The organism is Paraburkholderia sp. USG1 (assembly GCF_031570135.1).
In the GTDB taxonomy this organism is placed as follows: domain Bacteria; phylum Pseudomonadota; class Gammaproteobacteria; order Burkholderiales; family Burkholderiaceae; genus Paraburkholderia; species Paraburkholderia dioscoreae.
In genome coordinates, this window is sequence record NZ_JAMWXW010000027.1 from 104,324 (window position 1) to 116,515 (window position 12,192).

Below are 12,192 nucleotides of genomic sequence, written 5' to 3' on the forward strand. Positions count from 1 at the left end.
TCTTTGACCCATCCCATCTATCCCAAGCCCAACGCGCCACTGAAGTGCGCCCTTTCGAAAAATGGGTCACGGGATCCGGTAGATATCCTCGTCCCCATCATCAACGCCTTCAAAAATAGCTCCGAAGTACTCGCAGTTACAAGTAGCTCTTCTATAAAAAAAACATTGTGAAAGACAACATTGTCGAAGAGATCTCGGCCCACACCCTCGATTGCCAACGCCTGAAAGGCTGAGTAGCGCTCGCCAAGAGTCTTAAATATCTTATTAGAGGTTTCGACTGCTTCTCGTTGTTCATCCGATATCGAACGCCGCGAAGAAATTGTGACCCCGCTTAGTGCGCGCAGTGCGTTGCGCACGACAGATGAGTCATGAAGTCCCCCATAGTCAGCAAGGGATATCACGCCTTTAAAAATCCGTCGTCCGTTCAGGACCAAATCTGGACCATCCTCGAACTCGAGTTTCCCATCTCGCAGCAGCGTTATTTCGTGTTTCGCCAGCTGGTTAATTCCATGGACAAATCCCTGCGCTAGGTCGGCAGCGAGTTGCAGGTCGTTGCCGGCATTGGTCTCTCGGCGCAATCCCTTCTTCTTTAGCTCGAATATTCCTACGACTTCGTCGGTCTCGACAATCAAATCCGCGTCTCCCGCTCTCTCCCCTTTACGTTTGCCACGGATATTGCCACCGCGACAATTGATTCCAAGCTTTTTCATACGGTCCAAAAGATGCGCCTCGAACGCGCGCCCGAGACTGGCGCTCATAGTCGGCACATGCTGTACGAAAGAAGCGAAAAGGCGCTCATAAAATGGCGGGCCCAACAGTACACGAGGTGGAAGCCAGTAGCGGTTGTTTGACGCGATGGCAATGACACACTCCCGTGTTTCCGAGCGGTGCGCATCCGAAGGGAAGTTATAGCGGGCGTTTGGCGTGTTCAACAAGAAAGACCTGAGCAGACCGTCACATGACTCCTTGCCCACACGCTGAGTTAGCAGCTTTTTGAATCTATCGCGATCGATGAATGTTGAGTTACTCGGATGAACACAGAGTTCGCATAGTAAGCGCCAAAACGTCTTCGCCTCCTCGATGCTCCATTGCAATGTCGGAGTTGCCGCGTCTGTGAGGACCCGCGCGAAAAGCCCATCGATCAATTGGTTCATGACTTCGGGACGACACTGCGGTATCGAAAATAGTTCGTCGTAAGTCGCCACTCGTTGCAGTACTTCGAGAACTCGACCCGGCTTCGGAGGGAAGGTAGTCTCGTAGACCGAGAAAGGTTCGACATCGTGGAGGGCAGCAAAGTGCGTCGCCACCTCTGGAACTTGCTCAATTGTCGCCTTCGTCGCGAACGTCTTTCGGCTACGTCCAAGGGTCTTCAACCCGAAGCGATAAATCAACCCGCATGGCAGTGACCTATCCAGCTTCCGGCCCATCATATCCGGCGTCGGATGGAAGTGTATGCGTCCGACCAGCGGCTCATATTGCGCTGTCAGCATTCGGTCAATTGCTTGCATGGCAAGCGTGTCGCCAAGCGCGGACAGAGGCGTCGTTAAGGTTGCAGCAAGGGTCGCCGCGCTACGTGGAGATTCAATTGCGACATGATCGCCGTTATATGTGAGAGCGAGGCCCCGGTCGATATAGAAGCCGAGGGCCCGCGCCAAGGTCACATGGCGAGGGTCAGGTCGATACAGATGGCCCTGCATTTCCCTCCACCTTGGTGTAAATTTCGAAGCATGACGAATCGCCTCAGCCCACCGAGTGTCTGTTACGGAGAGTTCCGGTATTTCGGTATCCTGCCGCAACGCGTCCCGCAAAACATGGGCAATGGCAAAGTAAGGCTCCAATGGAGAACCATTGAGAAGGTGCGCGAGTGTAGCCTCTTTGGCTATCTCACCCATCTCTGCGGCTACGTCACTTACCACATGAGTAATAGCGGCACCGTGGGGGTCGGCTGGCCCTCCTAGCGCCGATCGAATCGACTCATAGATTTCCGAGTAGCCAATCGCGTCATCGATTGAAGGTTCAACGACGGATTGAAGCGCATTATCGGTTGCACAGCGGAAACGCTCAAATCGCGGAAAAGAGTGGTTTGCCTTGTGTCTCATTTTTTACGTATGATGCATTCGAGCGGACATTGAAAGCGCCGGTGAGCAAATCATATTGGAGTTTGCGCGTGGTGCAAACCGCCGAAGAGCCGTGGTTGCAGCCTCCATCCGCCGATAAATACTTACAAAACGATGGAGACAATGCCCATGAGATACAACGATATTCTGACGCACTCCGGTCTGCAGGAGATTGCAGATTTTGAGCAACAACGAATCAAAGCGCAGAAGCAGGCAGCCAAGCGACAAACGGTAGCCGCCAAGCGCGCCGACATCCAGCATAAGATGCAGAAGCTGCAACAGCAACTCGCGAAGCTCAACTCGAAGCCAATTTGAGGCATTGATGCTCGCTTCGCTCTTTGATTTGTTGCCAGTGCATTCAAAGGGCGAGTCGCAATGACAACAACTTTTTTCCCGCGATTTGTCGTGTATTCCGTACACGACACGACTCTCAACTCCCCGCGGATCTCACCCGAGCTTTCTCGCGAGTTCCCTTGCTGATACGTGATAGTAGCGTTTCAGCATCTGCACATTGGAATGTCCCGTCACCGACGCGAGTTCGATCACATTCGGCAGTTTCTTTGCAAGATTGCTCGTTGCCATGTGCCGCAGATCGTGAAAGTGAAAGTCTTCAATTCCGGCACGCATGCATGCTCTCGGCCACGCACACAAGACGACGTTCTGACTGATCGGGATTACGCGTTCGTCAACACGATCCAGACTCTCCAGAATCGCAATCGCTGCGCTGCTCAGCGGAACGTACCGGTCCTTGCCGTTTTTTGTTATGGGCAGATAGGCCGTCCGCTCTTCGAAATCGACGTGCTTCCATTGCAGTGACAGCAGTTCGCCCTGTCGCATCGCTGTCTCAAGCGCAAGCTTTGCGAGCGGTACCAGCCACTTGTTGCGCAACTCGTGACGCTCTGCATCCAGTTCATGCAACAGTCGTTCAAGCTCCGCAGGTTTCAACAATCGGTTTCGACCGGGTGGCAATCGCGGCTTCTTCACAAGCTTTGCCGGATTGTTGATATTGAGACCCCATTCACGCTGCGCATGCGTGATAACGGCGCTGATTGTCGCGAGCTCGCGGCAGACGCATGCGTTTGACGCCTCTTCGAGCCGCTGGTCGCGATAATTGGCCAGCACGCTCGTTGTAAGGTTACGCATCGTGTACTCAGCGATCTTGTTCCGCATGATCTTCGCGATGCGGTATTCCTCACTGCGCCTGCTGGACTTTGTCGGTGTGACCGACATTTTGTAACGCTCAAGAATATTACGAAATGTAATGTCGGTTGCGCCCGCTGGATCGACCCACGTCCCTTCGTCCATCGCTACTTCGATCGCACGGGCCCAAACTTGGCCTTCGGCTTTTGTCGAAAACGACTTATATTGCGCAGGAAATCCTTTTCGGCTAATTTTTACTTGCCAACGGCCATTTCGTTGGCTGAAAGTTGCCATTTTTCCCTCTGAGTTGCATTTGAGTTGCAAGAGGGTAATTTCCGGCAATTGGAAAAGCTAGAAGCCTTAATGGACGGTTGGCACAAAAATTGCTTAGGGTAGCCAATTGATGCACTCGTCGGTAATCATCAAGGCCATACTTCTCTCACTTCACGCCGGCCGCAGCCGGCTTTGATCCGTCAAACCGACAGTTTACGCCGGTTACGGTTGCGCCGCCGAAGCACCGTTGGCCGGATCCAGCGCGGCAACCTTCTCCTTCAGCCATTGCTCGACCGACGGGAACACGAACTTGCTGACGTCGCCGCCTAGCTGCGCAATTTCGCGCACGATCGTGCCCGAAATGAACTGGTATTGATCGGACGGCGTCATGAACATGGTTTCGACGTCGGGCAGCAAATAGCGATTCATGCCGGCCATCTGGAACTCATATTCGAAGTCCGACACGGCCCGCAGGCCACGCACGATCACCCGCGCGTTATTGCTGCGTACGAAATCCTTCAGCAGCCCCTTGAAACTCATGACCTGAACGTTCGGATAGTGCCCAAGTACTTCATGAGCGATGTCGAGGCGCTCTTCCAGCGTGAAAAACGGTTTCTTGTTGCGGCTGTCGGCAACGCCCACCACCAGCGTGTCGAAAATGCTCGACGCGCGCCGAACGAGGTCTTCGTGACCGCGTGTCAGCGGATCGAACGTGCCCGGGTACACGGCGACTACCATGAGATTTCTCCTCTCTTCAGACAAAGGGCACGTCAAAGCGTCCACGCGACGCATTTGGCACCGACCGCGCGCGTGACGGCACACCGCCCGGCGCTTGTTTTGGAACGCGCATTATTCCTTATTTTCGCGCTGCAGCAAATGAAAGTGGACAGCGCCCGCTTTACCTTGCCGCACGATTTCCCAGCCGGCGAGCGTCTCGTTGTCCTCGAGTTCGAGCGCCTCGCCTGCTTCCACATACAGAAATCCGTCAGCGCTCACTAGCGGCACTGCCAGCGCAAGCGCTTTGCCGAGCAGATCCGCGCCGAACGGCGGGTCGAGAAACACCACGTCGAACGATCCGGGCGCGAGACTCGCGGCAAGGCGCAAACCGTCGGCTTCAGCAATTTCGATCGTGCGCGCCGACAGGCGTTCCTGGTTGGCGCGCAACTGGCCGACGGCCCGCGCATTGCGCTCCACCATCAATACCCGGGCCGCGCCGCGCGACGCCGCCTCGAAGCCCAGCGCGCCGCTGCCGGCGAACAGATCGAGACAGCGCTGGCCCGCCAGATTCTGGCCGAGCCAGTTGAACAGCGTCTCGCGGACGCGATCGGGCGTGGGGCGCAAACCGTCGAGATCGAGCACGGGCAACGGCGTGCGTTTCCAGTCGCCGCCTATGATGCGGATGGCGTGCGGCTTGCCGCCTTTGGATGAAGCGCCTTGGGCGCGCGAAGGTGCGGAACGGGGCATGCAGTTTCGATTACGTTTTGAAAGCGCCCGCGACGTCGATACGTGAGGGCCGGAGCGCCAACGTTACCACAGCGACGCCGCGCGTCCAGCCTGGCCGTTCGGCCGATACGACGGGCAGCGGCGCGCCTGATAAAATGTGCGGCTTCCAGCGCCTTGCATCCCGCATCGCAACGCTGCCTGCCGCTCCCGCCGGTCTTGTGCCGGCTGCGCGCATCGGCGCGCGCTCTCACTACGCCAGATCATGTTCAGCTTTTTCAAACGATTCAAGGGTTCGAAAGAGTCCGATAACGCGCCCGAAGAGTCGCAAACCGCGCCAGAAGGCCCGACGCCCGGAGCCGCCGTGCAGGCGCCTGCGCCTGTCGCGCCGGCCACCCCGCGCCCCGCGGCTGCTCCGGCTCGCGTCGAAACACCCGCTCCGTCCGCAATCGAGCGCGAGCCGGAAGAATCCGCGCCCGAGACCGTCGAAATCGTTCCGCCGCCGCGGCCGGACGTGGGCGCAAAGCGCTCGTGGCTGACGCGCCTGAAAACCGGCTTGTCGAAGACGAGTTCGAGCCTGACCGGCATCTTTGTCGGTGCGAAGATCGACGAAGACCTGTACGAAGAACTCGAAACTGCACTGCTCATGTCGGACGCGGGGGTCGACGCCACCGAATACCTGCTCGAAGCGCTGCGCGAAAAAGTGCGCGCCGAGCGCCTCACCGATCCGCAACAGGTCAAAGCGGCGTTGCGCACACTGCTCGTCGACCTGCTCAGGCCACTGGAAAAATCGCTGATGCTGGGCCGCGCCCAGCCGCTCGTGATGATGATCGCCGGCGTCAACGGCGCGGGCAAAACCACCAGTATCGGCAAGCTCGCCAAGCATCTGCAAAGCTTCGATCAGTCGGTACTGCTGGCCGCGGGCGACACGTTCCGCGCCGCCGCGCGCGAGCAACTGGCCATCTGGGGCCAGCGCAACAACGTGACCGTGGTGTCGCAGGAAAGCGGCGACCCGGCGGCGGTGATCTTCGACGCGGTCGGCGCCGCGCGGGCCCGCAAAATCGACGTGATGATGGCGGATACGGCCGGCCGCCTGCCGACCCAACTGCATCTCATGGAAGAACTGCGCAAGGTGAAGCGCGTGATCGGCAAGGCGCAAGAAGGCGCGCCGCACGAGGTGCTGCTGGTGATCGACGCCAACACCGGCCAGAACGCGCTCGCGCAAGTAAAGGCTTTCGACGACGCGCTCGGCCTCACCGGCCTGATCGTGACCAAGCTCGACGGCACGGCGAAAGGCGGCATTCTGGCCGCGATCGCACGGCAGCGTCCGATCCCGGTGTACTTCATCGGCGTCGGCGAAAAGGTCGAGGACTTGCAGCCGTTCAGCGCGGAAGAGTTTTCCGACGCATTACTGGGCGGTTGAACGCCACGGCGTTTGCGGTTCAGGCGGCAAAAAGGGCACTCCGCGGAGTGCCCTTTTTGCATCCTGCCTGGCAAGTGAGGCCAGCTTACTCTGCGTCGGGCTGCGCTCCCGGCGCCGCGCGGTCAAACGCGTCGAGTTGCATTGCGTGATCGTAGATGCGCTGGATCGTCGGAAATTTCGCCGTGTCGACCTTGAAGCGCTGCGCGTTGAACACCTGCGGAATCAGACAGGTATCGGCGATTGTCGGCGCATCGCCAAAACACAGCTTGCCGGTGCGCGAATCGCCGGCCAGATGCGCTTCCAACGTGGCGAAACCCGCTTCCACCCAGTGCCGGTACCACGCGTCCTTGGCATAGTCGTCGACGCCCAGCGTGTGCTTCAGATACTTCAGCACGCGCAGATTGTTCAGCGGATGGATCTCGCACGCCACCTGCAACGCCAGCGCCCGCACATAGGCACGATCGACCGGCGTTTTGGGCAGAAGCGGCGGCTCAGGATGCGTCTCTTCCAGATATTCGATGATCGCGAGCGACTGCGGCATCACCTCATTGCCGTCGATGAAGGTCGGCACGATGCCGTCCGCATTCACCTTGCGGTATTCGGGCTTCAGCTGCTCGCCGCCGTCGCGCACGAGGTGCACCGGCACGTAGTCGTACGGCAGATTCTTCACGTTCAGCGCAATGCGCACGCGATAGGACGCCGAGCTACGGAAATAGCTGTAGAGCTTCATGTTGTCTGTCTCCCCCAAACCAGCCGTCAGACGACGCGCACGCTGAGCTCGCCGAGCCCGTCCACGCCGCCCTTCATCAGATCGCCCGGCACCACCGCGCCGACGCCCTCCGGTGTGCCGGTGAAAATCAGATCGCCGGGTTGCAGTTCGAACAGCGTCGACAGATACGCAACCGTCTCGGCCACCGACCAGATCAGTTGCGACACGTCCGAGCTTTGCTTTTCCTCGCCGTTCACCGACAACCAGATCGCACCCTTGTCGACATGGCCCACCGTCGCTGCCGGATGAATCGGGCCTAGCGGCGCCGAGTGATCGAAGCCCTTCGCGGTATCCCACGGGCGGCCGAGCTTTTTCGCTTCAGCCTGCAGATCGCGGCGGGTCATATCGAGACCGAGCGCGTAACCGTAGACGTGATCGAGCGCGCTTTCGGCCGGAATGTTCTTGCCGCCCTTGCCGATCGCCGCCACCATTTCCATCTCGAAGTGGACGTTCTTCGACTGCGGCGGATAAGGAAACTCGCCGGTGGCGCCGGGCGCGACGTACAGCACCGCGTCAGCCGGCTTGGTGAAGAAGAACGGCGGTTCGCGATCAGGATCGTGTCCCATCTCCCGCGCGTGCGCCTCGTAATTGCGGCCCACACAGTAGATGCGACGCACCGCGAACTGCTCGCTGGCCCCCACAACCGGCACCGCGACCACCGGTGCGGGTGCAAATACGTAACTCATCCCGTTCTCCGTTCCTTGATGTGTGCCGCCAGCGCGGCGATAAAACATCGAGTGTAACGCGCAGCAAAGCCCCGCGCGCGGCAGTTCCACGTGGGCCGGCAAGGTTGGCGCCGCGAGTGCGGTGTCTCGCCGGATCGCTATAGATGCGATACTCACACCGGATAGCGTCCCTTGAATACCGTGGCTGACCGCTCTGAGGCGGCGTGCCAATACGTCCCACTGCACCCGATGACCGACTCCGCCGACACCGCCAATCCCTTCCCCTGCGCCCGCTTCATCAAGGAAATCGGCCGCGGCCCGAACGGCGCCCGCGCGCTGACCGCCGAGGATACGCGCGCGCTCTACACCGCCATGCTCGACGGCCGCGTGGCCGATCTCGAACTCGGTGCGGTGCTGCTCGCATACCGCGTGAAGGGCGAAACCGCCGACGAACTCGCGGCAATGCTGGCCGGCGCGCATGCGTCGTTCGAGCCGGTGCATCTGCCGCACGGCGCGTTTCGGCCCGTGTCGATACCCACCTACAACGGCGCGCGCAAGCAGCCGAATCTCGTGCCGCTGCTCGCCCTGCTGCTGGCGCGCGAAGGCGTGCCGGTGCTGGTGCATGGCGTAACCGAAGATCCGGGCCGCGTGACGAGCGCGGAAATCTTCACGCATTTGCAGATTCCTCACGCGCAATCGCACGCCGACATCGAGGACGGTCTCGCCGAGCGCCGTCTTGCGTTTGCGCCGATCGACGTGCTCGCGCCGAAGCTTGCGCGCCTTCTCGGGCTGCGTCGGCGCATGGGCGTGCGTAATTCGACGCACACACTGGTGAAAATTCTGCAACCGTTCGCGCCGGCGGGCTTGCGCCTCGTGAATTACACGCACCCACCGTATCGCGACAGTCTGACGCAGTTGTTCAACACGCATCCGGACGCGGCCGCCGGCGGCGCCCTGCTCGCGCGCGGCACCGAAGGCGAAGCGGTGGCCGACACGCGCCGTCAGGTGCAGGTCGACTGGCTGCACGACGGCATCTGCGAAACGCGTGTGCCGCACGAACGCTCGTCGCCCGATGCGCCGGAAGTCGACTTGCCTGAAGCCAAAGATGCGCCGACGACCGCCGCCTGGATCAGCGCTGTACTGCGCGGCGAAGCGCCCGTGCCGAGCGCGATTGAACGGCAGGTCGAACTGATCGTGGACGTCGCGAAAACGCCGGTGTGACGGCGCGGTGCGGGAGCCAGTAGTCTGGCCCGAACCGGTGCGGCGGATAGTCGCGAGTAGAACTCGTATAGATCGGAAGAGCGTCGCGGCCTGAGAATCAGGCCGCGGTGACGCATGAGCGAACGCTTAGGCGAGGCACACGCGAACCACCAGCGCGTAACCCGCATGCTCGTGGCATCCAGATGCCCACAACGCGCAACCGGGTGGTTGGAGTGACCTCCAAAGGCTCACTCGATTGCGCAACGCGTGGCCTGCCAGGCAATCAGACGCCATTGCCCGTCTTCCTGCGTATGGATCGCCGTGTAGGCGATCGGAAACAGCAGCGCCCCGTTGTTCGCTTCCATTTCGATCAGCGCCCTGCCGGTGACCACGCAGGTCTCCCGCCCAACCGGCAACACGTCTTGCGACTGCACCTCGATCTGACGGTAGCGGCGGCGACCCGCAACAATCCCGTCGATGAACTGCCGCTTCGTTTCCCGTTTGCCGTTCGTGTGAACGTAACTCACGTTCTCCGCGAGCAGCGTGTCGAGCGATGGGCCGTCGCCGTCGACCATCGCCCGGAAACGCTCTCGCTCGAGCCCGCGAATCGCTTCGATTATCTTTGCCGCCATCGCTCAGCCCCTCGCACCGGTGAGCCGAACGTGGCCACGGTCGTCAGAAGTTATATTGCAGATATAGCTGGTGGAAATTTATACCAGGATTCGGCTCTTTGATACCGCCGTTGGAAATATGCTGGAAGCGATAGCCCGCCTGATACTGCTGGCGGTTGCCGAACTGCATGCCCACGCCCGCCATGTCGGCGAACTGGAACGCGGTGCCTAGCGTAAAGGTCGAAGAGATACGGGGACTCGAGAGCAGGCGGATGCCCGCGCCCAGTTCGGCATACGGACGGATCGGCCCTGACTCCTTGATGAAGCGGATGATCGGCGTCACGCCGATTTCGCCGATATTGTCGTGCACGTTGCCTTCATTGGTGTGCCACCATGCCACGTGCGCTTCGCCGATCAGCGAGAAATGCCAGTCGCCGATCTGCCACCAGTTCAGATCCGGATCCCAGACGAAGCCGAGATCAAGCTTCTTGACGTGGCGATCACCCAGTCCACCGGCCACCTGCACGCCAAACTGGTCGGCCGACGTCAATCCCGACGCTCCCGCCAGCACGGCTCCAGCCGTAATTTTTAGCGCCAGGCCACGCAAAGTATTCTTTTTGTTGTTCATCTAACACCCGAGTTCCGTCGAACGTTGAACAATTAGTAACAGTTCTACGTATTCTAAGGTCTATCTCGATTTGGCGGATCGTATGAAGGATTCTCAATTTTCGCAATTAGTCACTTCAAAAGTGGCAAAAATCGGGCAGTTTGCATCACGAAGGCGATTTGTCAGGTAACTTCTACGTCGCGCACAAAGATAGCCAAGAAGGCGTACCATGGCTATTGAATCGTGAATTTCAATAGGGATTTACGGAACCTAGATGCCCTTACGGCCTCTAAGCATTAGCACTCGGCAAATCAGAGTGCTAACATCCAACGCTGGAGTCGTTACCTGAACAAGCTTTTGTCTGATTCCAAAGGAGTTTCCTACGTGAGCCACGCAATGACCCTTCCGAGTACTTTGAGCCCGTCGTCGGCTAAGGCCGCTTCGGCAGGTGCACTGGCGCTCTCGCATTCCTCGCTGCTGCCCGGCCAACTGGGCAATATCGACGCCTACATCCAGGCCGTAAATCGGATTCCGATGCTGACGCCGGCGGAAGAACGCCAGTTCGCCACCGAATTTCGCGAGCAGGACAACCTTGAGTCCGCGCGCCGCCTCGTCCTGTCGCACCTGCGGCTGGTCGTGTCGATCGCGCGCAACTATCTGGGCTATGGACTGCCGCACGCCGACCTGATTCAGGAAGGCAATATCGGCCTGATGAAGGCCGTGAAGCGCTTCGATCCGGAGCAGAACGTGCGCCTCGTGTCGTACGCGATGCACTGGATCAAGGCCGAGATCCACGAATACATTCTGCGCAACTGGCGGATGGTGAAAGTCGCCACGACCAAGGCGCAGCGCAAGCTGTTCTTCAACCTGCGCAGCCACAAGCAAGGGCTGGGCGCGTTCACGCCGGACGAGATCGAAGGTCTCGCCAAAGAGCTGAATGTGAAGCGCGAAGAAGTCTCCGAAATGGAAACGCGCCTCTCGGGCGGCGACATCGCGCTGGAAGGCCAGGTTGAAGACGGCGAAGAGTCGTACGCGCCGATCGCCTATCTGGCCGACTCGCATAGCGAACCGACCGCCGTGCTGGCTTCGCGTCAGCGCGACAAGCTGCAAAGCGACGGTATTGCGAGCGCGCTGGACGCACTGGACGCCCGCAGCCGCCGTATCATCGAGGCACGCTGGCTGAAGGTGGAAGACGACGGTTCAGGCGGCTCCACGCTGCACGAACTGGCCGACGAATTCGGTGTATCCGCCGAACGTATTCGCCAGATCGAGGCGAGCGCAATGAAGAAGATGCGCGGTGCACTCACCGAGTATGCGTAAAGCCTGAAGCGTTTCAGCACGCCGGTTTGTCCGGCGCGCGGTAGCCACGCCGCCAAGCCTCGCCTTCGAAAGACGGCGGGGCTTTTTTTCGCCCACGCCGCGCCGCGCCGCGCGTTGATCGCACACGCACGTTCGCACACCTTCGTACACCGGGATGCACGGTCAACGCGTTTCTTGACGTAACACAAACCACCTGGCAATACAGGCCAAACGGGGCAAGTCTCGCGACCCAATGCCGCAGTAGCGAACCGTTACGCGCGAGGTTCTGCTCCTAGAATCGGGATGCACTCGCCAGACCGTTGAAGCGGCCTGGCGCCAGCCGGATTCACCGGTGTGAAGCTGCTTTCTACCGATCATGACCATAGCCCTCAATCGCAATACCATCCGCCGCCCGAGCCTGCGTAAAAGGTTCGACGGCTGGGTGCGCGGACCCACGCTGGCGCGGGATATCGCCATCGTCCTCGCCATCAAGTTCGCATTGCTGATGGTGCTCAAGTACGCCTTCTTCAATCATCCGCAGGCAGAGCACATGTCGCTCCCGCCTGAGCAAGTCGCGCAGGCGCTGCTGTCCGTGCCTGCCCCGCATCCGTCCCAAGGTGATCAACATGCCCGTTAGCGAAGTCGTAG

At 59.8% G+C, this 12,192-nt stretch carries 13 protein-coding genes; 5 read left to right on the forward strand and 8 right to left on the reverse strand.

Annotation, left to right across the window (positions count from 1 at the left end; all coding sequences use genetic code 11):
• Positions 1–17 precede the first annotated feature (17 nt).
• Complete coding sequence (locus NE850_RS29420; protein ID WP_310699757.1) at positions 18–1,892, reverse strand: hypothetical protein; 1,875 nt, start codon at positions 1,890–1,892, stop codon at positions 18–20.
• Positions 1,893–2,246: 354 nt separating this feature from the next.
• Here NE850_RS29420 and NE850_RS29425 point away from each other — a divergent pair, with 354 nt between their 5' ends.
• Entirely contained in the window at positions 2,247–2,432 is a 186-nt protein-coding gene (locus tag NE850_RS29425; RefSeq protein ID WP_310699758.1) for a hypothetical protein, read from the forward strand.
• A 132-nt stretch (positions 2,433–2,564) separates the two neighbouring features.
• Here the strand turns inward: NE850_RS29425 and NE850_RS29430 are convergent, their stop codons facing one another.
• The 3 genes from NE850_RS29430 to rsmD form a co-directional block, all read right to left on the reverse strand.
• Entirely contained in the window at positions 2,565–3,551 is a 987-nt protein-coding gene (locus NE850_RS29430) for a site-specific integrase (RefSeq protein WP_310699759.1), read from the reverse strand.
• 201 nt (positions 3,552–3,752) lie between these two features.
• On the reverse strand, positions 3,753–4,268 hold the full coding sequence (gene coaD / locus NE850_RS29435; protein WP_007179424.1) for a pantetheine-phosphate adenylyltransferase: 516 nt from the start codon (positions 4,266–4,268) through the stop codon (positions 3,753–3,755).
• Between the two features lie 111 nt (positions 4,269–4,379).
• Entirely contained in the window at positions 4,380–4,994 is a 615-nt protein-coding gene (gene rsmD / locus NE850_RS29440) for a 16S rRNA (guanine(966)-N(2))-methyltransferase RsmD (protein ID WP_007179425.1), read from the reverse strand.
• Between the two features lie 241 nt (positions 4,995–5,235).
• On the opposite strand from rsmD, the gene ftsY reads away from it, so the two are divergent.
• Positions 5,236–6,393, forward strand: a complete 1,158-nt coding sequence (ftsY, locus tag NE850_RS29445; protein WP_310699760.1) for a signal recognition particle-docking protein FtsY — start codon at positions 5,236–5,238, stop codon at positions 6,391–6,393.
• Between the two features lie 85 nt (positions 6,394–6,478).
• On the opposite strand, the gene maiA is transcribed toward ftsY, so the two are convergent.
• Together maiA and NE850_RS29455 are read right to left on the reverse strand one after the other, a co-directional pair.
• Positions 6,479–7,123, reverse strand: coding sequence for a maleylacetoacetate isomerase (gene maiA / locus NE850_RS29450; RefSeq protein WP_007179427.1), 645 nt, complete (start codon positions 7,121–7,123; stop codon positions 6,479–6,481).
• 26 nt (positions 7,124–7,149) lie between these two features.
• Complete coding sequence (locus NE850_RS29455; protein ID WP_310699761.1) at positions 7,150–7,848, reverse strand: fumarylacetoacetate hydrolase family protein; 699 nt, start codon at positions 7,846–7,848, stop codon at positions 7,150–7,152.
• Positions 7,849–8,076: 228 nt separating this feature from the next.
• Between NE850_RS29455 and ybiB the strand changes: the two genes are divergently transcribed.
• Positions 8,077–9,048, forward strand: coding sequence for a DNA-binding protein YbiB (gene ybiB, locus NE850_RS29460; RefSeq protein WP_165184383.1), 972 nt, complete (start codon positions 8,077–8,079; stop codon positions 9,046–9,048).
• A gap of 227 nt (positions 9,049–9,275) precedes the next feature.
• Here ybiB and NE850_RS29465 read toward each other — a convergent pair whose 3' ends face one another.
• Together NE850_RS29465 and NE850_RS29470 are read right to left on the reverse strand one after the other, a co-directional pair.
• The gene (locus NE850_RS29465) at positions 9,276–9,659 is read right to left on the reverse strand and encodes a nuclear transport factor 2 family protein (protein ID WP_007179430.1); all 384 of its coding nucleotides are present in this window, start codon (positions 9,657–9,659) and stop codon (positions 9,276–9,278) included.
• A 43-nt stretch (positions 9,660–9,702) separates the two neighbouring features.
• Complete coding sequence (locus NE850_RS29470; RefSeq protein WP_007179431.1) at positions 9,703–10,266, reverse strand: acyloxyacyl hydrolase; 564 nt, start codon at positions 10,264–10,266, stop codon at positions 9,703–9,705.
• A gap of 363 nt (positions 10,267–10,629) precedes the next feature.
• Between NE850_RS29470 and rpoH the strand changes: the two genes are divergently transcribed.
• Together rpoH and cydP are read left to right on the forward strand one after the other, a co-directional pair.
• Positions 10,630–11,565 (forward strand): RNA polymerase sigma factor RpoH, encoded by a 936-nt coding sequence (rpoH, locus tag NE850_RS29475; RefSeq protein WP_007179432.1) that lies wholly within the window; start codon positions 10,630–10,632, stop codon positions 11,563–11,565.
• A gap of 355 nt (positions 11,566–11,920) precedes the next feature.
• The gene (cydP, locus tag NE850_RS29480) at positions 11,921–12,181 is read left to right on the forward strand and encodes a cytochrome oxidase putative small subunit CydP (protein ID WP_310699762.1); all 261 of its coding nucleotides are present in this window, start codon (positions 11,921–11,923) and stop codon (positions 12,179–12,181) included.
• Positions 12,182–12,192: the final 11 nt, after the last annotated feature.

Excerpts from the sequence above, each read along its gene's own strand:
- rsmD (WP_007179425.1), bottom strand. The coding sequence starts at position 4,994 with ATGCCCCGTTCCGCACCTTCGCGCGCCCAAGGCGCTTCATCCAAAGGC.
- NE850_RS29455 (WP_310699761.1), bottom strand. The coding sequence starts at position 7,848 with ATGAGTTACGTATTTGCACCCGCACCGGTGGTCGCGGTGCCGGTTGTG.
- NE850_RS29465 (WP_007179430.1), bottom strand. The coding sequence starts at position 9,659 with ATGGCGGCAAAGATAATCGAAGCGATTCGCGGGCTCGAGCGAGAGCGT.
- cydP (WP_310699762.1), top strand. The coding sequence starts at position 11,921 with ATGACCATAGCCCTCAATCGCAATACCATCCGCCGCCCGAGCCTGCGT.
- NE850_RS29420 (WP_310699757.1), bottom strand. The coding sequence starts at position 1,892 with ATGGGTGAGATAGCCAAAGAGGCTACACTCGCGCACCTTCTCAATGGT.
- NE850_RS29425 (WP_310699758.1), top strand. The coding sequence starts at position 2,247 with ATGAGATACAACGATATTCTGACGCACTCCGGTCTGCAGGAGATTGCA.
- NE850_RS29430 (WP_310699759.1), bottom strand. The coding sequence starts at position 3,551 with ATGGCAACTTTCAGCCAACGAAATGGCCGTTGGCAAGTAAAAATTAGC.
- coaD (WP_007179424.1), bottom strand. The coding sequence starts at position 4,268 with ATGGTAGTCGCCGTGTACCCGGGCACGTTCGATCCGCTGACACGCGGT.
- ftsY (WP_310699760.1), top strand. The coding sequence starts at position 5,236 with ATGTTCAGCTTTTTCAAACGATTCAAGGGTTCGAAAGAGTCCGATAAC.
- NE850_RS29470 (WP_007179431.1), bottom strand. The coding sequence starts at position 10,266 with ATGAACAACAAAAAGAATACTTTGCGTGGCCTGGCGCTAAAAATTACG.
- maiA (WP_007179427.1), bottom strand. The coding sequence starts at position 7,123 with ATGAAGCTCTACAGCTATTTCCGTAGCTCGGCGTCCTATCGCGTGCGC.
- ybiB (WP_165184383.1), top strand. The coding sequence starts at position 8,077 with ATGACCGACTCCGCCGACACCGCCAATCCCTTCCCCTGCGCCCGCTTC.